This is a genomic window from Nonomuraea sp. NPDC050691 (genome assembly GCF_040654455.1).
In the GTDB taxonomy this organism is placed as follows: Bacteria; Actinomycetota; Actinomycetes; order Streptosporangiales; family Streptosporangiaceae; genus Nonomuraea.
On sequence record NZ_JBFAIA010000137.1, the window covers coordinates 1 to 22382 of the forward strand.

Below are 22382 nucleotides of genomic sequence, written 5' to 3' on the forward strand. Positions count from 1 at the left end.
ACCACGGCCGGCTCGCCACGCAGATCCGCGAGGTGGAAACCGGCCCGGTGACCGTATGCCTTTACTGGCTCGAATACGCAAATATCGGTATCAGGGGGGCGTACGAGTCGGCCGGATTCCGCGTCATCTGCCACGGCGACCGCGGCTCCCGATGGGACGACGCCGGGCGCGACTTCCTGAAGCGCCAGCTCACCGAGCTGCGCCGCCACCGCAGGGTGGCCTCCAACCGGCTCGGCAGCGCGCTCTTCTACGGCGCCTCGGTGGGTTGCGACATCGCCGTGTACGGCGATCCGATGCAGTTCGAGGGCGAACGGCCCGAATACGGAGGTACGGCCCGTCGCATGCGGCTCTGGCCCGAGCTGCACGGCGAACACGTCGACCGCGGCCTGGCCGCCGAGGCCGCGCGGCGGGAGCTGGGATTCGACTATCAGGCGACACCTGAGGAGCTACGGCGAATGTTCGGCTGGAAGCGGGTGCGATGCGCATGACCGAGGCGCCTGGCAATGTCCGACTGATCGGCGGCGAGATGCTGCTGTGGTCCGACGCCGACGCGGCCACCGACTGGCGTGGTGCGGGGCTGGAACTGGTCCGGCGGCTCGTCCCTCCCGGCGGGAGAGTGCTGGTGGCCGGGCCGCACCCGAAGGGCCTCGTCGGGGCGGTCTCCGGCGGCGCCTCCTCGGTGGCCGTGCTCGTGCGCTCCTACCCCGACGCCTGCGCCCTCGGCGAGCGCCATCCCGCGCTGGACGTCCACTGCGGGCGGCTCCGGGCGCTCACCGGGGTCCAGCCGTACGACCTGGTGCTGGCCCTGGACGGCCTCGAACGCACGCACTCCGCCGAGGAGCCGGCGCCGCCGTGGCGGGCTTCGTTCGACGCCCTCGCCGCGCTCGTCGCGCCGGGCGGGCGGCTCGTCCTCGCGGTGCCGAACGACCTCGGCGTCGACCGGTTCGTCGACGCCCGGCCGCCCGACCGCGAAGGCGCCGACGGGCACTGGGAGCCGCACGGCTTCGACCCCAGCCATCCCGGCGGCCCGCAGGCCCTGGACGCGGCGCTGGAGGCGGCGGGGCTCGTGGCCGAGCGGTGCTACGCCGCGTACCCGTCCCGGAGCGCGCCCCGTGCCCTGTTCGGGCGTGAACTCCTGCGCGAGGACCTGCCCGAGGCGCTCACGGTGCCGCTCACGGCGCCCGGCGGCGACACCATGCTGGTGGCGGACCCGCTGCGGCTGACCCGGCTGGCGTTCCGTCACGGGCTGGGAGAGCACCTGGCGCCTCTGTGGCTCACGGTGGCGGCGCGCCCGCATGAGCCCGCCGCCCCCGAGGCCGTCACGACCGACGACGCCGACGAGCCGGCCGTCGTGGCAGAGGACGCCTACGGGGCGGGTGTCGCGATCGAGGACGCCTACCAGTCAGGTGTCGCGATCGCAGACGCCTGCGAGCCAGGGGGCGTGGCCGAGGACGTCTGCGAGCCAGGGGGCGTGGCCGAGGACGTCTGCGAGCCAGGGGGTGTGGCCGAGGACGTCTGCGAGTCGGACGTCACCGTCGGGGACCCCCGCGACATCCTGCCGGAAGGGCTGGTCGAGGTCGGCAGGGCCGTGCACGAGGTCACCGCCACCTCCACCCGGCGCCTGCCCGGAGGGTCCGCGCGCCCCATCCCGCGCGGCCGCATCGTCGAGGAGGTGCTCGTCGAGGCGTGCGCCCGCGAGGACGTGCGCGCCGTCCGCGACCTGCTGGCCGGGCTGGCCGCGTGGGTGGCCGAAGGAGGGGACGCCGCCGCCGACAACCTCGTCTGGGACGGCGAGCGGTTCACCGCCATCACCCCGGTCCCCGCCCCCGGGAGCCCGGTGCCCGCGCACGTGGTGCTCTGCCGGATCCTGTCGCGGTTCGCCGTGCGGCTGCTCGCGGCCGGGCATCACCACCCGTGGCCGTGGCCGCTCGACGCCGGGCAGCTCGCGCTGACGCTCTGCGGCATGGCCGGTCAGCCGTGCGACCGGGACGACCTCGACTGGGCCCGCAAGCTGGAGGCCGAGCTGGGGCAGGTGCCGGGGCCCGCCGAGCTGGCCGGGGCCGCCCCCACGTACCGGGACCTGCTGAGCGCCCGCGACCGGCTGACCGACCAGCTCACCGCTTCGCTGGCCCGGATCGAGCGCCTGGAGACCAAGCTGAGCTACCGCGAACGCGAGCTGGTGCGCACCGGCGCCAAGTTGCGCAAGAGCCAGCGGAAGGCCGCCGCGCTGCGCAGGACGCTCGGGTACCGGCTGTCCCGCCGCCTGTCGCGCCCGCGCCGGGCCGCCCGCAAGGTCCTGCGCCTCCTGTCCCGCTGAGACAGCCGCACCACGTCCACGGTCAGGAGAAGGCCGCACGACGTGCACGGCCGAGAGAGCCGAGAGAAGACGGCCGAGAGAAGAGCGAGAGAAGAGAGAAGGTGGTTTCGTGCCGATCCTGTCGGTGGTCGTCCCGTTCCACGATGTCGAGGAGTACCTCGGCCCCTGCCTCGACTCGCTGGTCGCGCAGACGCTGCGCGATCTCGAGGTGATCTGCGTCGACGACGGCAGCCGCGACGGCGGGCCCGCCGTGGTGGAGGCGAGGCGGGCGGCCGACCCTCGCGTGCGCCTGGTCCGGCAGGCCGGCGGCGGCGTGGGACGGGCGCGCAACATCGGCGTGCGGCACGCGACCGGCCGGTACCTGGCGTTCGTGGACGGCGACGACCTGGTGCCACGGGACGCGTTCCGCCGCCTGGTGGGGTCACTGGAGTCCACCGGCTCGGACCTCGCCTGCGGCAACGTCATGCGCCTCCACCGCGATCAGCTCGTGCCGTCGTGGGCGCACCGGCAGGCGTTCGCCAGGCGGCTGGAGCGGACGCACATCACCCGCCACCCGCTGCTGGTCCGCGACCGCATGCTGTGGAACAAGGTCTACCGGCGCTCCTTCTGGGACGCGCTCGACCTGACGTTCCCGGAACGGCTGTACGAGGACCAGCCCGTGGCCATGGCCGCGCACGTGGGTGCGACCTCGGTGGACGTGCTGAAGGCCGTCGTCTACCACTGGCGCAGGCGCGACGCGTCGGTCACGCAGCGCAGCCTGGAGCCGGGCAACGTGCGCGACCGTCTGCTGTCGGTGCTGGAGACGGCCACGCTGCTCGCCCGCAGGGCGCCGGTCGTCAAGCCGCGCTTCGACCGCGACACCCTCGACATCGACATGAGCGTGGCGGTGGAGGCGGCCGCCCGCATGGGACCGGCGGCCGACCCGGCGCTCCTGGACCTGGCGGCCCGCTATCTCGACGGCGTGGCCCCGGACGACTGGCTGAGCATGCCGTACCAGCGAAGGCTGCTGACGCACCTGCTGCACCGGCGGCGGCTGGACGAGCTGGCGGCGGTGTTCGCGCAGGAGCGCGAGGGCCGCCTGTGGCCGCCCCTCGTGTCCGTGGGGTTCGGGCTGGGCCGCAGGCGCTGGTACGGCGGACATCCCGCCCTGCCTCCGCACCTGTCGGAGGTGACCGACGAGCTGGGCCTGGAGACGCGGCTGCTGTCCGCCGGCTGGCGGGACGGCCTGCTGCGCGGCGAGGGCTGGATGTCGGTCGGCCGCTTCGACGCGCGGGGGCTGGGACGCGCCCGCGTCCGCGTGTGGCTCCAGGAACGCGGCACGGGCGACACCGTGCCGCTCTCGGAGGACAGGGTGATGCCGGCCAGCCTCAGCCTCGCCCAGGAGGACGGCGGAGCGGCGGCCGCGCCCGGCTTCCCCTTCGGCTTCACCTTCGACCCCGCCACGCTGTCGCCCGCGCGGCTGGCCCGGCGCGGTCACTGGGAGCTGCGCGTCGAGCTGCGGGCAGGGGGGCTGCGGCTGGAGGCGAAGGTCGCCGGGCCCCGGTGGCTGCCCCCGGCGGTGCCGCCGCCGGTGCGCAGGGCGGGCTCCTGGCTGGTGCCCGTACGCGCCGGCAAGGGGGTGTGGGGGCTGCGGATCCGCCGCGCGGAGGCGCTGATCGGCGAGTGCCGGATCGAGGGCGGTGACCTGCTGGTGGCGGGCGAGCTGGCCGATCCCGGCGACGGCGAGCCGGTGCTGCGCCTGATCCGCCGCGGCGACGGGGAGGAGGTCTACTTCCCGGTCACCCTGGACGGTCACGCCTTCAGCGGCCGGATCCGGCTCGGCGACATCGAGGCGCCGGTGGGCCGGGTGCCGCGCTGGGACGTCCTCCTCGACCAGGGCAGGAAGATCCGCCCACTGGTACGGACCCGGGCCCGCCCGGCCGTGACCGTGGCGGGCCGCAGGTTCGTGGCCGACCGGGGCGACGACGGCTGCCTGATGCTGGTGGAGCACTGCCCGCCGATGTGAGCGCCCGCCGCACCGTCAGCCCAGGACGGCCAGCAGGGACTCCACGACCTGGTCCTGCTGGGCGTCGGTGAGGCCGGGGAAGAGCGGCAGCGACAGCTCCTCCGCGTAGTACGCCTCGGCCCGCGGGCACATGCCGCGCCGGTAGCCGAGGTCCTCGAACACCGGATGCCAGTACGCCGGGATGTAGTTGACCTGCACCCCGATTCCCGCCGCCCGCATCCGGTCGTACACCTCGCGCCTGCGCCCGTCGCCGATCCGCACGGGATACAGGTGCCAGGCCGGCTCGACGTACGGGCGCCGCTCCGGCAGCCGCAGCCCGGGCACCCCGGCCAGCAGCGTGTCGTAGCGGGCCACCAGCTCGGCGCGGCGCGCCAGGAAGGCGGGCAGCCGCCCGAGCTGGCTCAGGCCGAGCGCGCAGAGCACGTCGGGCAGCCGGTAGTTGAGGCCGAAGTCGTGCACCTCCTGGTGCCAGCCGCCGTGGCCGGGGTCGCGCTGCTCGGCCGGGTCGCGCACCAGGCCGTGGTTGCGGAAGCGCGCCGCGCGGGTGAACCGCTCGCCGTCGGGCAGGGCCAGCGCGCCGCCCTCGGCGGTGGTGACGGTCTTGGTGGCGAAGAACGAGAACGTGGTGACGTCGGCCAGCGACCCCACCGGCCGGCCCTTGTAGGAGGCGCCGAGGGAGTGGGCCGCGTCGCCGAGGAGGAGCGCGCCGGCCCGGTCGGCGACGGCGCGCAGCTCGTCGTAGTCGGCGGGGTGGCCGGCGTAGTCGACGGCGGTGACGGCCCTCGTGCGGCCGGTGACCGCCGCGCCGGCGGCGCCGGGGTCGAGGTTGCCGGTGTCGTCGCAGACGTCGGCGAAGACCACCCGCGCTCCCCGCAGCGCGGCGGTGGCGGCGGTGGCCACGAACGTCAGCGGCGAGGTGACGACCTCGTCGCCCGGGCCGATGCCGGCGGCGGCGTAGGCCACGTGCAGCGCGGCGGTGCCGGAGGTGACGGCCAGGCACGGCACACCGGCGGTCCAGCGGGCCAGCCCGGCCTCGAACGCGGTGACCGCGGGCCCGGTGGTGAGCCAGTCGCCCCGCAGCACCTCGGCGACGGCCCGGACGTCGTCCTCGGCGACCGACTGCCGGCCGTAGGGGATCACCAGCGGCCGTCCGCGAGCATGCGGCGCAGCTCGTCGGCCGACAGCCACAGGTCGTTGGTGTCGGAGCGGTAGGCGAAGCCGTCGGGCAGCGGCTCGCCGGCCGCGGGCGGTTCGTACCCCCACGTGGCGATGGCGGGCAGGACGATGTAGCGGTCGCCGAGCCGCAGCGCGCGACGGCCGTCGTCGGGCCCGATCATCTCCTCGTGCAGCTTCTCGCCGGGCCGGACCCCGACCTCGTGGACGGAGGCGCACGGCGCGACGGCCTCGGCCAGGTCGGTGATGCGCATGCTGGGGATGCGCGGCACGTACAGCTCGCCGCCGCGCATGAGGTCGAAGGAGTCGACGACGAAGCGCACCGCCTGGTCGAGGGTGATCCAGAACCGGGTCATGCGCTTGTCGGTGATCGGCAGGCTGGCGCCCTCGGCGGCCAGCCGCTGGAAGAACGGCACCACCGAGCCGCGGCTGCCCACCACGTTGCCGTAGCGCACGACGGCGAAGCGGGTGGTGTGGCCGGCGGCGTAGTGGTTGGCCGACACGAACAGCTTGTCGGCCACCAGCTTGGTCGCGCCGTACAGGTTGACCGGGCCGGACGCCTTGTCGGTGGACAGGGCGACGACCTTGCGCACACCGCTGTCGATGGCGGCCTCGACGACGTTCTGCGAGCCGGTGACGTTGGTGCGGACGTACTCGAACGGGTTGTACTCGGCGGTGTCGACCTGCTTGAGCGCCGCGGCGTGGACGACGAAGTCGACGCCGTGCATGGCGCGGGTGAGCCGGTCGCGGTCGCGCACGTCGCCGATGAACCAGCGCAGCCGCCGGTCGTCGCCGAACAGCTGGCGCGCCTCCCACTGTTTGAGCTCGTCGCGGGAGAAGACCACCAGGCGCCGCACGTCGAGGACGTGCAAGGCGTGGCGGATGAAGGCCTTGCCGAAGGACCCCGTGCCTCCGGTGATCAGTACGGACGATCCGCTCAGAATGCTCACGTGACCCCCTGAATCGTGTTCACGCCCTGTAGTCGCCGGAGCTGAGCCGGTAGCATAGCGCGATCGTTCAGCGACGCACGGTCACACGGGGGAATGGGGCTTCAGTGCGGATTGTCGGAATCATTCAGGCGCGGACGGGGTCCACGCGCCTGCCGGGCAAGGTTCTGCGCGACCTGGGGGGCCGGTCGGTGCTGAGCTGGGTGGTGCGGGCCGTACGACAGGCGGACGCGGTGGACGAGCTCGTGGTGGCCACCACGACCGAGCCCGCCGACGAGGCCGTGGTGGCCGAATGCCTGCGGCTCGGCGTCGCGTGGCACCGGGGGCCGGTCGACGACGTGCTCGGCCGGTTCCAGCAGACGCTGGAGCTCCACCCGGCCGACGCGGTGATGCGCTTCACCGCCGACTGCCCGCTGCTCGACCCGGCGATCGTCCGCGAGGCCGCGCTGGTCTACCGGGCGGTGCCGGGCCTCGACTACCTGAGCACGAGCCTGACCCGCACCCTGCCGCGCGGCCTCGACGTGGAGATCGCGAGCCGGGAGGCGCTCGCGCGGGCCGGGCGGGAGGCGACCGCCCACCACCGCGTCCACGTCACCTCCTACGTCTACACGCACCCGGGCGCGTCGCGGCTGCTCGGCCTGGCCTACGCCCCGCCGGCCGCCGACCTGCGGGTCACGCTCGACACCGAGGACGACTGGGCGCTCATCTCGCGGGTGGTGGCCGCCTTCGGCGACCGGTGCGTGCCGTACGCGACGCTCGTGGGCTGGCTGCGCGCCCGGCCGGAGATCTGCCGGCTCAACGCGCACGTCCAGCAGAAAGCGCTGCAGGAGGCATGAGCGGCCGGGTCGGCGTCCGTTGCGACGCCGGCGCCGGCAGGGGCGTCGGCCACCTGGTGCGCTGCGTGGCGCTCGCCGAGGAGCTGTGCGGGCGCGGCGTCGAGGTCAGCTTCCTGGGCGACCTGGCCGGCTCGGCGTGGGCGCGGGCCCAGCTCCTGTCGCGCGGCCTGCCGCTCGTCCCGGCCCCCGCCGAGCCGGGGCGGCTCGCCGAACTCGTGGGCGACCTGCGCCTCGACGTGGTCGTGCTCGACTCCTACGACCTGGCCCCCGGCACGGGCGCGCGGGTCAGGGAGACGGGCGCGGCCGTGCTGGCGATCGTCGACGGCGACCCGCTCGGCCAGGACGCCGACCTCTACCTCGACCAGAACCTCGGGGCCGAGCTGCGGCCGTTCCCGCTGCCCGCCGAGCGGCTGGCCGGGGTGCGCTACGCGCTGCTGCGCGACAGCGTCCGCGGGCTGCGCCGGGTGGCCGGGCCGCGCGGTGACGTGCCGCGCGTGCTGTGCTTCTTCGGCGGCACCGACAGCGCGGGCGTGGCGCCGGCCTGGGCCGAGGCGCTGGGGGCGACCGGGCTGCCGTTTCGCGCCACGGTGGTGAGCCCCCGGCCGTTCGCGGCGGACGGGCCGATCACCGTCATCCCGCCCACCGACCGGCTGCCCGAGCTCATGGCCGAGGCCGACCTGGTGCTCACCGCCGCCGGCTCGACCATCTGGGAGCTGCTCTACCTCGGCGTGCCGGCCGCGCTGACCTGGGTGACCGGCAACCAGCTCATCGGCTACGAGGCGCTGGTGGGCGGCGGCATCGCGGCCGGGCTGGGCCCCGCGCCGGGTGCCGCCGCCGCCGAGATGCTGGCCCGGCTGCTGGCCGACACGGGGCTGCGCGAGGAGTACGGCAGGCGGGGCGGCGGCCTCGTGGACGGCAAGGGCCGCGAGCGCGTCGCCGACGTGCTCCTGAGGCTGAAGTGAGCCGTCAGATGAGGTCCCAGGTGAGCGGCGTGCCCGCCGGCACGTCGCGGGTGAAGCGGCGCCCCGTCACCTCCGCCAGCGCCGCGGGCGGCAGCCCGCCGGCGGGCCGGATCGAGCGGACGTTGCGCTCCGTCACCGGCTCGCCCGCCCGCACGCCGGCGACCACGTAGAGCGACCGGCGGAAGCGCAGCCCCTCCCGCTCCGACGGCCGCGGCCCGATGCGGGCCTGCCCGAGCGCCTGCCAGGCCCGCTCGCTCTCCACGACCAGCGCCGCCAGCTCGGCCGGCTCCAGCGAGAACGCCGCGTCCACCCCGCCGCCCGCCCGGTCCAGCGTCACGTGCTTCTCGATGAGGCAGGCGCCGAGCGCGACCGCCGCGAGCGCCGCGCCGATGCCCGGCGTGTGGTCGGAGACGCCGACGACCGCGCCGGTGAGCCCGGCCAGCAGCGGCAGGGCGCGCAGGTCGCTCTCGGCGGGTGAGGCCGGGTAGGAGGCGGTGCAGGCGAGCACGGCCAGCTCGGCGCAGCCCGCCTCGCGGGCCGCCGCCACGGCCGCGTCGATCTCGCCGGCCGTGGCCATGCCCGTGGACAGGACGAGCGGCTTGCCGGTGGCCGCGGCGAGCCGGATCAGCGGCAGGTCCACCAGCTCCGACGAGGCGATCTTGTAGGCGGGGGAGCCGAGCTTCTCCAGCAGCTCGACCGCCGTCGGGTCGAACGGCGAGGAGAACACCACGAGCCCCAGCTGCCGCGCCCTGGCGAAGATCGGCTCGTGCCACTCCCACGGCGTGTGGGCCCGCTGGTACAGGTCGTAGAGCCGTTCGCCGCCCCACAGCTCGTGGCCGGAGCCGAGGCGGAAGGCCGGGCCGTCGGCGTCGATCGTGATGGTGTCGGGCCGGTAGGTCTGCAGCTTCAGCGCGTGGGCGCCGCTCGCGGCCACGGCCTCGACGATCGCGAGGGCGCGTTCGAGGCTGCCGTCGTGGTTGCCGGACATCTCGGCGACGACGAACGGCGGGTCGCCGGGGCCGACGCGGCGGCCGGCGATCGTCAGGGGCCTCATGCCTCCTCCTCGCGGGGCGCGCGGGTGAACTCGATGGTCACCACGTCGACGGTCGCGCCGTCGAGGACGCGCCGGTAGCCGCCGGTCTCCTTGAAACCGAAGCGGCTGTGCAGCAGGCGGACGGGCTGGTTGCCGGCCAGCACCTCGCCCCGCAGGGTCGTCAGGCCGAGCGGGCCGAAGGCGTGGTGGATCGCGGCGCGCTCGATCCCGAACCAGGCGGCGAGCAGCTCGCCCGACCGCTCCAGGCCGTCGAGGTCGAGGTAGAAGCCCCAGGAGGCGATCGGCCGCTCGGGGGTGAGCCCGGAGAAGGTCACCACGCCGGAGGCGGTCCCGCCGTGCTCGTAGACGAGCACCCGCCGGGCCGGGTCGTCGCGCACTCCGGCCCACCAGCGGGCGTGCTCGTCCTCGCCGATCACGTGGGTGGTGAAGCTGGCCGCGCGGACCTTCGGATGGTTGCGCCAGCGGAGCATGGCCGGCAGATCGTCGTCCTGGGCCTGTCTGAGCATCGGACCCCCTCACGCTCAGTGTCTGGTTATCTCCACACCGTAGCGGACTATGCGCCTGGTAAAGAGCTGATCAGGGTGGGGCATCGACAGCGGTCACCGGGCCATGGCGGCGGCATGCTGCCCTCGAACCCGTCCCCCGCACACAAGGAGCCCTGGCATGGCGCCCCTGGTCAGCGTCGTCGTCCCGTTCTACAACGTGGAGCAGTACATCGCCGAGTGCCTGGAGTCGCTGGCGGCCCAGACGCTGAACGACATCGAGGTCATCCTGGTGGACGACGGTTCGGTGGACGGCAGCCGGCGGATCGCGGAGCGGTTCGCCTCCCGCGATCCGCGCTTCGTCATGGTGCGCCAGCCCAACCGGGGGCCCGGCCCGGCCCGCAACGAGGGCGTCCGGTGGGCCCGCGGGTCGTACCTGGCCTTCGCCGACAGCGACGACGTCGTGCCGTCGGAGGCGTACGAGCTGCTGGTCTCCTCGCTGGAGCGGACCGGCTCCGACCTCGCGTGCGGCGGGGTGCGGCGCATGGCGGACGGCGAGCTGTCGTCGTCGTCGCTGCACGACAAGGTGTTCAAACGTGAGGTGCGGCGCACGCACATCATGGACCGGCGGGTGCTCGTCAGGGACCGCACGGTGTGGAACAAGCTCTACCGCAAGGACTTCTGGTACGAGCACCGGCTGCGGTTCCGGCAGGGCATCTACGAGGACGTGCCGCTCAGCATGCGCGCCCACGTGCTGGCCGCCAGCGTGGACCTGCTGCCGGACGTCGTCTACCACTGGCGCAGGCGCGAGGCCGGGGGCACCTCGATCACGCAGCGGCGGGCCGAGCTGCCCAACCTCGCCGACCGTCTGGAGGCCATCCGGGCCGTCCGCTCGTTCCTGCAGGAGGAGGCGCCGGAGCTGACCCGCTCCTTCGACGGCCTGGTGCTGGAGAAGGACATCGTCTTCCTGTTCCAGGCGCTGGAGCACGCGGAGGGCGACGAGCTGGAGCCGCTGCTGGACCTCGCCCGCCAGTGGCTGGCCGTGCTCAGCCCCGGCGTGCTGGCCACCGCGCCGTCGCTGCGGCGGCTGGAGCTGCACCTGGTGGAGCGCGGGCTGGTCAAGGAGCTGCGCAGGGTGCGCGAGTTCAGGCGGTCGTCGGAGGAGGCCGCGCGCATCGTGCCGCGCGGGCTGCGCCGCGTCAACTGGTACGGCGACTACCCGTACTTCCGTGACCGGTCGCTGCGGATCCCCGACGAGGTGTACGACGCCCGGGAGGAGATCAAGGTGCTGGCCCGGGTCGAGGAGTGCCGGTGGGACGGCCAGGGGTTCGCGGTGGTCGGCGAGGTGGCCCTACACCGGGTGGAGCGGAGGCCGCGCAAGATCGAGGTGTGGCTGAGCGACGGCAGCCGCAAGGTGCCGCTGCCGTCACGGCGGCTCGGGCCGGGCCGGCTGGTGGCCGAGATCGATCCGCGGCGGCTGCGGCGCGGCGGCCCGACGTGGCGCCTGCACGCGCAGGTGGAGACGCGCGGGCTCGTGCTGGACGGCTGCTTCCGCGACGGGGACGGCAACCGGACGTGGCGACTGTCCGTGCCGGGATGGTCAAGAACGGGCATGGACATCACCCAGTAGTTCCAGACAGTAGTTCTTCGCTCACAGCGGGTAGCCATCCTGGAATCCATGAGGTCCTATTCGCTCGATGACGTCCATGCGGCACGCAAGCGGAGAGACTCCTGGTGGACCGTGTACCTCGTGGACCCGCTGGCCTGCCGGACGGCTCTGCTGGTGGCCAACCGGACGCGGATCACGCCCAACGAGCTCACCGTGCTGTCGCTGGTCATCGGCCTGGTCTCGGCCGTCTGCTTCGCCCTGGACCTGCTGGTCGCGGGCGCGGCGGCGTTCTATCTCAGCTTCATGGTCGACTGCGTGGACGGGAAGATCGCCCGGCTGAAGGGCACGGGGACGCCCTTCGGGCTCTGGCTCGACTACGTGGGCGACCGGGTGCGGGTGGTCCTCTGCGCGACAGGTCTGGCCTACGGGCAGTACGCGCTCACCGGTGACGTGCGGTTCATCGTGCTCGGCGCTGGGGTCGCCGTGCTCGACCTGTTCCGGTACGTCAACGCGCCGCAGATGAAGCGGGTCCGCGAGATCATCAGGGAGTCGCGGGTGGAGGCCGCCGAGCTGGCGGAGGCCGCCCGCGTCTGGCACCGGGAGTACGCCTCGGCCGTCCGGGAGCCCGTTCTCGACCTGCGGATCGTCGATGAGCCGGCGCTCGGCGAGGACGACGACGAGCCGGTCGCCGGCGCGGCCGTCGACGACGACGAGGCGGTGGAGCACGTGGCGACCGCCGCCCGCCGGCGGGGCCGCAACCGCACGTTCTCCCGGCGGCTCAACCGGTACCTGGCCCGCCGCCGCGTCCGCACGCACCTGATCAGCGGCATCGAGTTCCACGCCGCGGTGTTCGTGGTCGCTCCCCTCGTCGGCGTGGCCGCGCTGGTGCCGGTGTCCGCGGTCGCCGGGGTCCTGCTGCTCGCCAACGAGATCTTCCTTGTCCACCGGATGTGGCGCTTCACGCGCCGGCACACCGTGTCCTCCCGGCAGGAGAGCCGAGAGCACGTTCTCGTCTAAGTTTTCGGGGGTTAGTACGAAATGTCCGATCGGCCCGTCTTTGTCGTCGGCTGCCCGCGCTCCGGCACCACGATGCTGCAGCTCATGCTCCACTCCCACCCGCGCATGGCGGTCCCGCCGGAGACGCGGTACGTCGTGCCCGTGTACCAGCGCCGCCGCACGTTCGGCGACATGCGCCTCGCCCAGCGCCGCGCCACCCTCGCGGAGTGGATCGCGACCGACCGCACCACGAAGTTCAAGGAACTCAAGATCGACAAGGACGAGTTCGTCCGTGAGTGCGTCGAGGGCCCCGGCTCGCTCGGCTCGGTGATCGGCGCGACGTTCCGCATGTACGCGGCGAGGTTCGGCAAGCCCCGCTGGGGCGACAAGCGGCCGAGCTACGTCAAGCAGGTGGACATCCTGCTCAGGCTCTTCCCCGACGCCCAGTTCATTCACCTCATCAGGGACGGCCGCGACTGCGTCTCCTCACTGAAGGAGATGCCCTGGTACACCCACAACTCCTTCCACGCCATCTCCACCTGGGCCGAGGCGATCGACGCGGGCGTCAAGCTGCGCCGCACGCTGCCCGCCGACACCTACTACGAGCTGCGCTACGAGGACCTGACCGACGATCCGTCGACCGAGCTGAAGAAGCTCTGCCTCTTCCTGGAGGAGGACTTCGACCCGGCGATGGTCTCGCCGCGCGAGGCGGCCCAGGTTGCCGTGCCCGTGCACAAGGTCTGGCACAGCAACACCCACGGCGACGTGATGCGCACCCGCGTCGGGAGCTGGACCAACCGGCTGGAGGGCTGGGAGATCGCGCTGGCCGAGCAGGCGCTCGGCGACCGGCTGGTGGCCAACGGGTACGAGCTCAGCGGCGCGCCTGCGCCCTCGAAGGAGCACATCGCGACCCTCCAGCGGGTCATGCAGAAGCGCAAGGCCAGCCGGTCGCGCAAGCGCCTGCGCGACCGCATCCAGCGGCTGCGCGAGCCGGGGCCCGTGGCGGCGCTGCTCACCTCGGGCCAGCGGTCGCTGGCCGGGCTGCCGCCGCAGCACGCCGACGGGGCGCGCCCGTCCGTCACCGCCTGACGGGCGGCCTCGCCCACGACGTCAGCGCGTGACGTGGGCGAACAGGGTTTCCCAGGCGTCCAGCACGCGGTCGAGGCGGAACGCCTCGGCCCGGGCGCGGGCGGCGGCGCCGAGCCGCCGCCGCTCCCGGGGCGAGCCGGCGAGCCGGCCCAGCTCCAGGGCGAACGCACCGGTGTCGCCCGGCGGGACCAGCACCGGGCCCGCCTCCCGCACCCCGCCCGACACGTCGAACGCCACCCCGGGCACCCCGTGCGCCGCCGCCTCCAGCAGCGTGAGCGGCAGCCCCTCGTGCTCGCTGGTCAGCGCCACCAGCGAGGCGGCCAGGTACTCGCCGGGCATCCGCTCGGCGGGCACCCGTCCCCGGAACACCACCCGGTCCGCCACGCCCTCGCGGGCGGCGTGCGCACGCAGCCGGTCCAGCTCGGAGCCGTCGCCGACGAGGTGCAGCTCCCAGGGCCGCGGCGCTCCCGAGGCGGCGAACGCGGTGATCAACCGGTCGAACCTCTTGACCCCTTCCAGGCGCCCCACGCCCAGCACGCGGGGGGCCTCCAGTGTGGAGACCCGCTCCGGCCAGGCGGACAGCGGGTTCGGCAGGGACCACGTGTTGGGCAGCAGCGCCTCCTCGGAGAAGCGCCAGGCGTCGTCCTCGCTCAGGAACACCGCCTGGTCGAGCCCCGGGTAGTGACGGCGGATGGAGCCCAGGTGCCAGCAGCCGCCCGCGTGCTCGTACGAGCCGTGGTACTGGCCGATCGAGTGGAGCGCGTGCGGCAGCAGCGGCGCCACCCGGGCGACCACGCTCGGCGAGGTCAGCACCGCGAACCCCGGCGAGCAGGCCCGCAGCAGCCGGGCCAGGCGCCGGTCGGCCCGCGCCCGCGCCAGGCGGCCGGACCGGCCCGACGGCGCCCGGCTGACCAGGTGCCGCCGGTAGCGGGGCTCGGCCACGTACCGGAACGGCGCGGCGGAGCGGTGCAGGCCGATCACCCGGACGTCGTGGCCCCGCTCGGCCAGGCCCTGCGCGAGGGTGTGCGTGACCCGCTGGATCCCGCCGAGCGTGTCGGCGTCCAGGCACGCGAAGACGACGTTCACGCGGCTCGGCCCGTTCCGGAACCGCCGCCGCGGCCGGCGTCGCCGAAGAAGGCCGTCACGACCCGGGACGCCGCGTCGCCCCGCTCGTCGGCGCACCACAGGTCGCGGAAGGCCGCGTACCGGGACGCGTAGGAGGCGTGGACGCCGGGCAGGTCACGCAGGCGGTCGATGAGCTCCCCGGTGGTCGTCACGCATGGCCCCGGGGCGATCGCCGGCAGGTCGTGGTACACCCCGCGCTCGCGCAGCCGGTAGTCGTCCCAGTCGTCGATGAGGAACAGCATCGGCTTCCCCGTGATCGCGTAGTCGCACATCACCGACGAGTAGTCCGTCAGCAGCGCGTCGGAGGCCAGCATCAGATCGTTGACCTCGGGATAGGTCCCCGCCGGTCGGACGAAGTACCGCAGGTGCTCCGGCACCGTGTACCGCTCGACCGGATGGGTGCGCAGAATCACCACCCACTCGTCGGCCAGCTCCTCGGCCATCAGCGCCAGGTCGGCCCTGACCGACGCGCCCCCGCCCATGGCCCGGTCACGGTAGGTGGGCGCGTACAGCAGGATCCTGCGGTCCGGCGGGATCTCCAGCCGGGCGTGGACGTCGGTCCTCGGCACCCCGCGGACCAGCGCGTCGCAGCGCGGCGTGCCGTACCGCAGGATGGGGCCGGTGTAGCCGTTGGCGCGGGCGAACAGCCGCGAGAACTCCTCGCTGGGGGAGACGAGCGCGTCCCAGCGGGCGACCGCGGCGCGCCACACCTCGCGCGGCCGGTCGAAGTCGGAGCGCAGGTCGGGCGCGTCGAAGCCGATGGACTTGATGCCCTGGCCGTGCCAGGTCTGCAGATAGCGGGTACGGCGTGGCTTCGGGTAGTCGAGGGGGAAGCCGTGGCTGTCCACCCAGATGCCGGCGCGGGCCAGCGTCCAGACGTAGCGCCAGCTCCCGCGGCGCACCGTCCGCGCGCCGGCGGGGACGTCGCCCCGGCCCCTGGCCACCGACCAGACCGTCTCGACGGGCAGGCCGCGCCTCCTGATCTCGTCGTGGACGGCGCGCGGGCTGCCCGTGCAGCCCTTGCCGACGTCCGACTCGAACAGCGCGAGGTCGCGGCGCGCCGGCAGCAGCATGGTCAGCGCGCGGTAGGCCAGCAGCTTGTGGCGCGGCCGGCCGGCGATCCTCAGCAGCCTGCGGGCGATCCGCCGCGGCAGCGAGCGGATGCTCCTGTGCTCGCGGGCACGCAGGTACGCGGTGTGGCCGCACGCTTCGAGCCGTACCCGGCGCAGGTCGATCGGCTCGGCGCCGGGATGGACGATGAGCCGGTCGCAGGTGGTGTGGCCGGTCGCGAGGCTGGTGAAGGCGATGCGCGGCTCGCAGCCCCGCCGCACCGTGAAGTCCACCTCGGTGGTGTAGCCGCCCTCGCCCGACGGGACGGGCCGGATCGGCACCTGCTCGCGGCCGAGCCGCAGGCAGGCCCGCCACTCCACCGGCAGCACGCCGAACGGGTCGTACGTGTGCACGGTCATGCGCACCCGCTCCCCGTCGGCGGACAGCTCCGTCACCTCGTGCCGCAGGCGGCTCGCGCTGAAGGGCAGCTCGGCCAGCCGCAGGGAGGTGATGTCCATGCCGGGGGAGACCGTGGTGCCCCAGTACGTCCGCCCGTCGGCCCGGACCGCGGCCCGCGGCGGGGGGCGGTGGCCGGTCAGCGAGCCGGCGGCCACCATGAGGTCGTCGATCCGGTCCTCCAGGATGAGGTGGCAGCACACCCGCGTCATCGGGTCGAGCCGGTCGACCACCTCGGCCGGGATCCGCTCCATGTACGGCCGGACGAGCGCGGCGAACTCCTTGACCCACACCCGCTCGCGCCGGGGCAAAGGGTTGAGGTAGACGCGCAGGTCCTGGCGCAGGAACCGCTCCTGCCGGTCCGGCACCAGGCCGGCCAGGCCGTGCGCGCGCAGCACGTCGTCGCTGCGCCAGGCGGCGACGAGCCGGTGGCGCACGTTCTCCATCTCGCGGATGCGGAGCGAGATGCTGGGCGAGCCGGACGAGCCGTCGCGCACCCGGTGCCACAGGTAGACGGGCCAGGGCACGACGGCGAAGCGGCGGGCGACGGCGTACGCCTCGGTGGCGAAGACGTGGTCCTCGTAGTGGATGTCCTCGGGGAAGCGCAGCCGGTGCTCGCGCAGGAAGGACACGCGGTAGAGCTTGTTGGTGGTGAACGAGTCGAGGAACAGCCGGGGCTCCTCGCGGATGCCCTCCACGACCCTCCGGGCGGCGAACAGCTCGGGGTAGTAGGGCTCCGTCCGGCCGGTCCACTCGTACAGGCGCGAGATCTGGCCGGAGACGAAGTCCGCGCCGGTGCGCCGGATCTCGGCGAGCAGGCTCTTGCAGGCGTGCCGGGGCAGCTCGTCGTCGCTGTCGAGGAACATGACGTACGGCGAGGCCGCGGCGTCCAGGCCGTCGTTGCGCGGGGCGCCGCAGCCGCCGCTGTTGACCTCCCGGCGCAGGTGGCGCACGCGCGGGTCGGCCCGTACGAGCTCCGCGGCCACGCGCGCGGTGTCGTCCGTGCTCGCGTCGTCGGCGATGATCACTTCCAGGTCGCGCTGCGTCTGGCGGAGGACGGAGCGCACGGCCCGGGGCAGGCGGGCCGCGTCGTTGTAGGTGATCACGACGACCGTGCAGTCCGGCATGCCGCCTCCCCCGTGAGAGCGTCACGTGGGGAGGGGATTCCCGGAGTTCGGCGTAACTTGTCCGGGTTTAAGGTGATTTGGCGATATCTATCGCATCAGCCGGTCGAGGGCGCCGTCCGATCTACCGCATCAGCCGCCTGATCAGCCAGATCGCGAACGCGAGCGCCACCAGCGCGCCCGCGACGGGCGCGAGCCGCTTCAGCAGCGGCGCGCCGGCGATCTCCAGCAGGTCCAGGGCCTCCTCGTCGGCGCTGCGCGAGGTGCGCAGCGTGCCCGCCGGCCGCAGCTCCGGCTCCGGCTCGGGGACCGCGGTGAGATGCCGCTCCCCGGCCCGCTCCTCCGCGCTCACGGGGCCGGGCCCGGGACCTGGGACCGCCTCGGCGGCCGGGACCGCCGCCACGGGAGGAGTCTCGTGGGACGGCTCGGTCAGCAGCTCGGCCAGGTTCGCCGCGAACCTGTCGATCAGCTTCTGGCCCACCTCCGCCATGACCCCGCGCCCGAACTGCGCGGGCCGCCCCGTCACCTGGAACGACGTCTCCACCGCCACGGTGGTGGTGCCGCCCCCGGCCGGGGTCAGCCGGGCCTTGACCGTGGCCGAGGCCGTGCCGGCCCCGCGCGCCTCCTTGCCCGCCCCCTTGATCGTGAGGGTGTGGGCATCCTTGTCCACGTCCTCGAACCGGGCCGAGCCGCGGTAGGTGACGGTGATGGGCCCCACCTTGACCTTCATCCGGCCGGTGAACTCGTCGCCCTCGAAGACGTCGAGGGTCGCGCCGGGAAGGCACGGCGCCACGCGCTCGACGTCGAGCAGCACCGCCCATGCCTGCTCGACCGGGACCGGGACGGTGAACTCGTGCTCGAACCGCATCGCCATCGGAACGCTCCTCACCTTCGACTTCACGTCCGGACGGAGGCGCCCGGGAAGGGACGCCTCCGCTCGCGTCAGGGCGCCCCGGCGGCCTTGCCGATCGCGCGGTAGGTCAGCACCTTGGCCAGGTGCCGGCGGTAGTCGGGCTGCGCGTGCAGGTCCGCCGGGGGCGAGGTGCCCTCGGCCGCCGCCTCGCAGGCCGGCCGTACCTGCTCGCCGATCTCCACGCCCCGCAGCGCGGCCTCGACCGCGCGGGCCCGCGACGGCGTCGAGCCCATGTTGGTCAGGCCGACGCGCGCCTCCTGGATGGCCCCGTTCGAGCGCTTGACGGCTGCGGCCACGCCCACGATCGCCCAGGCCTGAGCGGTCCGGTGGAACTTCTCGTAGTGGTAGCCCCAGCCCTCGCCGAGCTTCGGGATCCGCACTCCGGCCAGGATCTCGCCCGGCCGCAGCGACGTCTCCAGGTAGTCCACGAAGAACTCCGCGGCCGGGATGTCCCGCTCGCCCCGCTCCGAACGGGCCACGAACACCCCGTCCAGCGCCAGCACCACGGCCGGCAGGTCACCCGCCGGGTCGCCGTGCGCCAGCGAGCCGCCGAACGTGCCGCGGTGCCGCACGGCCGGGTCGGCCACCGTGGCGGTCGCCATCGCCACCAGCGGGCAGGCCGCGCCGACGACGGGCGAGCGCATCACCTCGTCGTGCGTGGTCATGGCGCCGATGTGGACGTGGTCGCCCCGGTCCTCGATGCCCGACAGCTCGGGCAGCCGGCCGATGTCGACCAGCGTCGTCGGGTACGACAGCCGGAGCCGCAGCAGCGGCAGCAGCGACTGACCGCCCGCCAGCACCTTGGCGTCCTCGTCGGAGGCCAGCGCCTGGCACGCCTCCTCCAGCGAGCCGGCGCGCAGGTAGTCGAACCGTGCAGGGATCATGACCGTGCTCCTCCCCGGGCTCCCTGGACCGCGCGCCACACGCGCTCCGGCGTGCAGGGCATCTGGACGTCGTGGACGCCGCGCGGGCGCAACGCGTCCACGACCGCGTTCACGACGGCCGGGGTGGAGGCGATCGTGCCCGCCTCGCCCACGCCCTTGACGCCCAGCGGGTTGCCCGTGGAGGGCGTCTCGGTGCGGTCCGTCGTGAAGGCCGGCAGGTCGGCCGCCGACGGCAGCAGGTAGTCGGCCATCGTCGCGGTCAGCAGGTTGCCGTCCGCGTCGTACACCGCCTCCTCGAACAGTGCCTGGGCGACGCCCTGCGCGATGCCGCCGTGGACCTGCCCCTCGACGATCAGCGGGTTGACGACCTTGCCGACGTCGTCCACCGCCACGTACGAGCGGATCCTGATCATGCCCGTCTCGGTGTCCACCTCGACCGCGCACAGGTGGGTGCCGTGCGGGAAGGAGTAGTTCTCCGGGTCGTACGTCGCGTCGGCGTCGAGCCGCGCCTCGACGCCCTCGGGCAGGTCGTGCGCCGTGAACGCGGCGAACGCCAGCTCCTGGATCGTCCTGCTCGCCCCGGTGCCCCGCACCTTGAACGCCCCGGCCTCGAACTCCAGGTCGTCCGGCGAGCACTCCAGCAGGTGGGCGGCCAGCTTCCTGGCCTTGTCCTTGACCTTCTCGCACGCCTGGAGCACCGCGACCCCGCCGATGACCAGCGAGCGCGAGCCGTAGGTGTCCATGCCCTTGTGCGCGACGGCCGTGTCGCCGTGCAGCACCGTGATGTCGTCGAACGGCACGCCGAGCGCGTCGGCGGCGATCTGGCTCCACGACGTCACGTGCCCCTGCCCGTGCGGCGAGGTGCCGGTGACGACCTCGACCTTGCCGGTGGGCAGCATGCGCACCGAGCCGTGCTCCCAGCCGCCGGCGCCGTAGTTGGCCATGCCGAGCATGCGCGACGGCGCGAGGCCGCACATCTCGGTGTAGGTGCTGACGCCGATGCCGAGCTGCACCGGGTCGCCCCTGTCGCGCCGGTCCACCTGCTCGGCCCGCAGCTTGTCGTAGCCGAACAACGCCATGGCCCGCTCCGTGGCCGCCTCGTAGTTGCCCGAGTCGTAGGTCAGGCCGGAGATCGTGGTGTACGGGAACTCGTCGTGCCGGATCCAGTTGCGCCGCCGCGCCTCCAGCGGGTCGATCCCGAGCTCGGCGGCCAGCTCGTCCATGACGCGCTCGATGGCGTACGTCGCCTCCGGCCGGCCCGCGCCCCGGTAGGCGTCGGTCGGCATCTTCGTGGTGAAGACACCCGTGCAGGCGAACTCGTAGGCGTCCATCTTGTAGATCGCGTTGAACATCGACGAGCCCAGCATCGGCACCCCGGGGGTGACGAGCATGAGGTAGGCGCCCATGTCGGCCAGCAGCTCCACCCGCAGGCCCCGGATGCGGCCGTCGGCCTCGGCCGCCAGCCGGATGTGCTGGATCTGGTCACGGCCGTGGTGGACCGTCAGGTTGCCCTCCGTGCGCGACTCGCTCCACTTGACCGGGCGGCCGAGCCGGCGGGTCAGCAGCAGGCACAGCACCTCCTCGGCCGTCACCTGGAGCTTCGAGCCGAACCCGCCGCCCACGTCCGGCGCGATCACCCGCAGCCTGTGCTCGGGGATGCCCGTGGTGACCGCCAGCATGACCCGCAGCACGTGCGGGATCTGCGTGGACGACCAGAGCGTGAACGAGTCGCCGTCGGTGCTCGCGAGCACCGCGCGCGGCTCCATCGCGCTCGGGATCAGCCGCTGCTGGATGTACGTCCGGTCGATGACCACCGGCGCGTCCCGGAAGGCGGCCTCCACGTCGCCGGAGGTGATCGTGGCGCTGAACGCCTTGTTGCCGCTCTCGTGCACCTTCGGGCTGCCCGGGATGAGCGCGTCGTGCATGTCCATGACCGCGGGCAGCGGCTCGTAGTCGACCTCGATCGCCTCCAGGGCGTCGGCCGCCCGGTAGCGGTCGGAGGCCACCACGCAGGCCACGGCCTCGCCGACGTAGCGCACCTCCGACACCGCCATCGGCGGGTGGTCGGGGATCACGATGTCCTCGCTCACCGGCCAGGCGCACGGCAGGCTGCCCTGCTCGTCCGCGAAGTCCTGGCCGCTGTAGGCCGCGAGCACCCCGGGGAGTTCCCGCGCGGCCGACACGTCCACCCGGGTGATCCGGGCGTGCGCCATCGGGCTGCGCAGGAACATCACGTGCACCATGCCCGGCTGTTGGAGATTGTCGGTCCACCTGGTGTGCCCGGTGAGCAGCCGGGCGTCCTCCTTGCGCCGCCGGGCCCGGCCGATCTCCCCGCGGCCGTCCGGCTCCGCGATCTGGCCGCTCTCCGCGATCTGCTCGCCGACCAGTCCGGCGTCCAGCTCGGTCATGGCGTCCTCACCTCCCGCCCCATCTCCTGTGCGCCCCGCTTCACCGCGCGCACGATGTTGCAGTAGCCGGTGCACCGGCACAGGTTGCCCTCCAGGCCGTGCCGGATCGTCTCCTCCGACGGGTCGGGGTCGTCCCTGAGCAGGTCGATCGCCGCCATGACCATGCCCGGCGTGCAGTAGCCGCACTGCAGCGCGTGCTCCTCGTGGAAGGCCCGCTGCATCGGGTGCATGGACCCGTCCGCGCCGAGGCCCTCGATCGTGACGACGTCGCAGCCGTCGGCCTGGACCGCGAGGACGGAGCAGCTCTTGACGCTCCTGCCGTCCAGCATCACGGTGCAGGCTCCGCAGTTGCTGGTGTCACAGCCGATGGGTGTGCCGGTCTTGCCCAGCCGCTCCCGTAGGAGGTGGACGAGGAGGAGCCGCGGCTCCACGTCCTCCTCGTACCTGACCCCATCGACGGTGATGGTGATGCGGGGCATACGTCCTCCCTCGAAGCAGGGGGGAATGAGTGGATAAATGCCAAATTACGCCGGGGTTTTTCCCGGTCAAGGGTTCACTTACCCCGCACCACTCGTTCCTACGACCCCGAGGAGCCGGCGTCCCGCCCGCTCAGGGCCGTTTCGCGCCCGCCGGCCGGTGATCGCTCAGCGGCCCCGGGCGACCCTGGCGATCACCGCGACCAGGCCCGAGAAGCCCAGCCCGACCACCACCAGCCCCACCAGCGCCAGCGGGTCCTTCAGCGCGCCCGTCAGCACCAGCGCGCCGAGCGCCACGAACAGCATGCCGCTGAGCAGCGCCATCCAGTCCGTGCGATGGGTGCTCCGCACCGGCTCCAGCTCGTCGTCCGCCTCATGCTCACGCGGCACGGCGCACCTCCATGTCGCCGAATCCGCTCCTCAGGTTCAGAACAATGGTCGACACCGGCCCCTTGGTCGTCGTCTCGGGCTCCAGC

At 73.6% G+C, this 22382-nt stretch carries 18 protein-coding genes and 1 pseudogene; 8 read left to right on the forward strand and 11 right to left on the reverse strand.

Annotation, left to right across the window (positions count from 1 at the left end):
• The 3 genes and pseudogenes from AB0H81_RS33220 to AB0H81_RS33230 all read left to right on the forward strand — a co-directional run.
• Positions 1-488: pseudogene (locus AB0H81_RS33220) on the forward strand (hypothetical protein); the annotation flags it as partial.
• On the forward strand, positions 485-2317 hold the full coding sequence (locus AB0H81_RS33225) for a hypothetical protein (RefSeq protein WP_358382571.1): 1833 nt from the start codon (positions 485-487) through the stop codon (positions 2315-2317). The pseudogene AB0H81_RS33220 and the gene AB0H81_RS33225, both read left to right, overlap by 4 nt.
• A 109-nt stretch (positions 2318-2426) precedes the next feature.
• Positions 2427-4322 carry a glycosyltransferase family 2 protein gene (locus AB0H81_RS33230; RefSeq protein WP_358382574.1) on the forward strand — a complete coding sequence of 632 codons (1896 nt, stop codon included), beginning with the start codon at positions 2427-2429 and terminating at the stop codon, positions 4320-4322.
• A gap of 15 nt (positions 4323-4337) precedes the next feature.
• Here the strand turns inward: AB0H81_RS33230 and AB0H81_RS33235 are convergent, their stop codons facing one another.
• Together AB0H81_RS33235 and pseB are read right to left on the reverse strand one after the other, a co-directional pair.
• On the reverse strand, positions 4338-5462 hold the full coding sequence (locus AB0H81_RS33235; protein ID WP_358382577.1) for a DegT/DnrJ/EryC1/StrS family aminotransferase: 1125 nt from the start codon (positions 5460-5462) through the stop codon (positions 4338-4340).
• Positions 5459-6445, reverse strand: coding sequence for a UDP-N-acetylglucosamine 4,6-dehydratase (inverting) (gene pseB / locus AB0H81_RS33240; protein ID WP_358382579.1), 987 nt, complete (start codon positions 6443-6445; stop codon positions 5459-5461). The genes AB0H81_RS33235 and pseB overlap by 4 nt, the downstream gene beginning before the upstream one ends.
• A 104-nt stretch (positions 6446-6549) precedes the next feature.
• On the opposite strand from pseB, the gene AB0H81_RS33245 reads away from it, so the two are divergent.
• Positions 6550-7278, forward strand: coding sequence for a glycosyltransferase family protein (locus AB0H81_RS33245; protein ID WP_358382582.1), 729 nt, complete (start codon positions 6550-6552; stop codon positions 7276-7278).
• Entirely contained in the window at positions 7275-8240 is a 966-nt protein-coding gene (locus AB0H81_RS33250) for a glycosyltransferase (protein ID WP_358382587.1), read from the forward strand. The genes AB0H81_RS33245 and AB0H81_RS33250 overlap by 4 nt, the downstream gene beginning before the upstream one ends.
• A 4-nt stretch (positions 8241-8244) precedes the next feature.
• Here AB0H81_RS33250 and pseI read toward each other — a convergent pair whose 3' ends face one another.
• Together pseI and AB0H81_RS33260 are read right to left on the reverse strand one after the other, a co-directional pair.
• Positions 8245-9294: a pseudaminic acid synthase gene (gene pseI / locus AB0H81_RS33255; RefSeq protein ID WP_358382590.1), complete on the reverse strand. Its 1050-nt coding sequence runs from the start codon at positions 9292-9294 to the stop codon at positions 8245-8247.
• Entirely contained in the window at positions 9291-9800 is a 510-nt protein-coding gene (locus AB0H81_RS33260) for a GNAT family N-acetyltransferase (protein WP_358382592.1), read from the reverse strand. Before AB0H81_RS33260 ends, pseI begins: the two co-directional genes overlap by 4 nt.
• A 157-nt stretch (positions 9801-9957) precedes the next feature.
• On the opposite strand from AB0H81_RS33260, the gene AB0H81_RS33265 reads away from it, so the two are divergent.
• Genes AB0H81_RS33265 through AB0H81_RS33275 form a run of 3 tightly spaced genes read left to right on the forward strand, consistent with a single transcriptional unit; the run spans position 9958 to position 13470 of the window.
• Positions 9958-11406, forward strand: a complete 1449-nt coding sequence (locus AB0H81_RS33265; protein ID WP_358382595.1) for a glycosyltransferase family 2 protein — start codon at positions 9958-9960, stop codon at positions 11404-11406.
• Positions 11407-11454: 48 nt separating this feature from the next.
• A complete protein-coding gene (locus tag AB0H81_RS33270) occupies positions 11455-12402 on the forward strand; it encodes a CDP-alcohol phosphatidyltransferase family protein (RefSeq protein WP_358382597.1) in 948 nt (315 codons plus the stop codon).
• A 21-nt stretch (positions 12403-12423) separates the two neighbouring features.
• Positions 12424-13470 carry a sulfotransferase gene (locus tag AB0H81_RS33275; protein ID WP_358382599.1) on the forward strand — a complete coding sequence of 349 codons (1047 nt, stop codon included), beginning with the start codon at positions 12424-12426 and terminating at the stop codon, positions 13468-13470.
• 21 nt (positions 13471-13491) lie between these two features.
• Here AB0H81_RS33275 and AB0H81_RS33280 read toward each other — a convergent pair whose 3' ends face one another.
• The 7 genes from AB0H81_RS33280 to AB0H81_RS33310 form a co-directional block, all read right to left on the reverse strand.
• Positions 13492-14556 carry a glycosyltransferase gene (locus tag AB0H81_RS33280; protein WP_358382601.1) on the reverse strand — a complete coding sequence of 355 codons (1065 nt, stop codon included), beginning with the start codon at positions 14554-14556 and terminating at the stop codon, positions 13492-13494.
• Positions 14553-17228 (reverse strand): CDP-glycerol glycerophosphotransferase family protein, encoded by a 2676-nt coding sequence (locus tag AB0H81_RS33285; protein ID WP_358382604.1) that lies wholly within the window; start codon positions 17226-17228, stop codon positions 14553-14555. The genes AB0H81_RS33280 and AB0H81_RS33285 overlap by 4 nt, the downstream gene beginning before the upstream one ends.
• Before the next feature lie 121 nt (positions 17229-17349).
• Positions 17350-18099 carry an SRPBCC family protein gene (locus tag AB0H81_RS33290; RefSeq protein ID WP_358382607.1) on the reverse strand — a complete coding sequence of 250 codons (750 nt, stop codon included), beginning with the start codon at positions 18097-18099 and terminating at the stop codon, positions 17350-17352.
• A gap of 68 nt (positions 18100-18167) precedes the next feature.
• Positions 18168-19022, reverse strand: a complete 855-nt coding sequence (locus AB0H81_RS33295; RefSeq protein ID WP_358382610.1) for a xanthine dehydrogenase family protein subunit M — start codon at positions 19020-19022, stop codon at positions 18168-18170.
• Positions 19019-21430 carry a xanthine dehydrogenase family protein molybdopterin-binding subunit gene (locus AB0H81_RS33300; RefSeq protein ID WP_358382613.1) on the reverse strand — a complete coding sequence of 804 codons (2412 nt, stop codon included), beginning with the start codon at positions 21428-21430 and terminating at the stop codon, positions 19019-19021. The genes AB0H81_RS33295 and AB0H81_RS33300 overlap by 4 nt, the downstream gene beginning before the upstream one ends.
• A complete protein-coding gene (locus tag AB0H81_RS33305) occupies positions 21427-21909 on the reverse strand; it encodes a (2Fe-2S)-binding protein (RefSeq protein WP_358382616.1) in 483 nt (160 codons plus the stop codon). Before AB0H81_RS33305 ends, AB0H81_RS33300 begins: the two co-directional genes overlap by 4 nt.
• Positions 21910-22074: 165 nt before the next feature.
• On the reverse strand, positions 22075-22296 hold the full coding sequence (locus AB0H81_RS33310) for a hypothetical protein (protein ID WP_358382618.1): 222 nt from the start codon (positions 22294-22296) through the stop codon (positions 22075-22077).
• Positions 22297-22382: the final 86 nt, after the last annotated feature.

What these genes read in the sequence shown, in the direction of transcription:
- AB0H81_RS33295 (WP_358382610.1), bottom strand. Translation starts at nt 19,022, where the DNA reads ATGATCCCTGCACGGTTCGACTACCTGCGCGCCGGCTCGCTGGAGGAG.
- AB0H81_RS33270 (WP_358382597.1), top strand. Translation starts at nt 11,455, where the DNA reads ATGAGGTCCTATTCGCTCGATGACGTCCATGCGGCACGCAAGCGGAGA.
- AB0H81_RS33265 (WP_358382595.1), top strand. Translation starts at nt 9,958, where the DNA reads ATGGCGCCCCTGGTCAGCGTCGTCGTCCCGTTCTACAACGTGGAGCAG.
- AB0H81_RS33300 (WP_358382613.1), bottom strand. Translation starts at nt 21,430, where the DNA reads ATGACCGAGCTGGACGCCGGACTGGTCGGCGAGCAGATCGCGGAGAGC.
- AB0H81_RS33290 (WP_358382607.1), bottom strand. Translation starts at nt 18,099, where the DNA reads ATGGCGATGCGGTTCGAGCACGAGTTCACCGTCCCGGTCCCGGTCGAG.
- pseI (WP_358382590.1), bottom strand. Translation starts at nt 9,294, where the DNA reads ATGAGGCCCCTGACGATCGCCGGCCGCCGCGTCGGCCCCGGCGACCCG.
- AB0H81_RS33305 (WP_358382616.1), bottom strand. Translation starts at nt 21,909, where the DNA reads ATGCCCCGCATCACCATCACCGTCGATGGGGTCAGGTACGAGGAGGAC.
- AB0H81_RS33250 (WP_358382587.1), top strand. Translation starts at nt 7,275, where the DNA reads ATGAGCGGCCGGGTCGGCGTCCGTTGCGACGCCGGCGCCGGCAGGGGC.
- AB0H81_RS33285 (WP_358382604.1), bottom strand. Translation starts at nt 17,228, where the DNA reads ATGCCGGACTGCACGGTCGTCGTGATCACCTACAACGACGCGGCCCGC.
- AB0H81_RS33225 (WP_358382571.1), top strand. Translation starts at nt 485, where the DNA reads ATGACCGAGGCGCCTGGCAATGTCCGACTGATCGGCGGCGAGATGCTG.
- AB0H81_RS33275 (WP_358382599.1), top strand. Translation starts at nt 12,424, where the DNA reads ATGTCCGATCGGCCCGTCTTTGTCGTCGGCTGCCCGCGCTCCGGCACC.
- AB0H81_RS33260 (WP_358382592.1), bottom strand. Translation starts at nt 9,800, where the DNA reads ATGCTCAGACAGGCCCAGGACGACGATCTGCCGGCCATGCTCCGCTGG.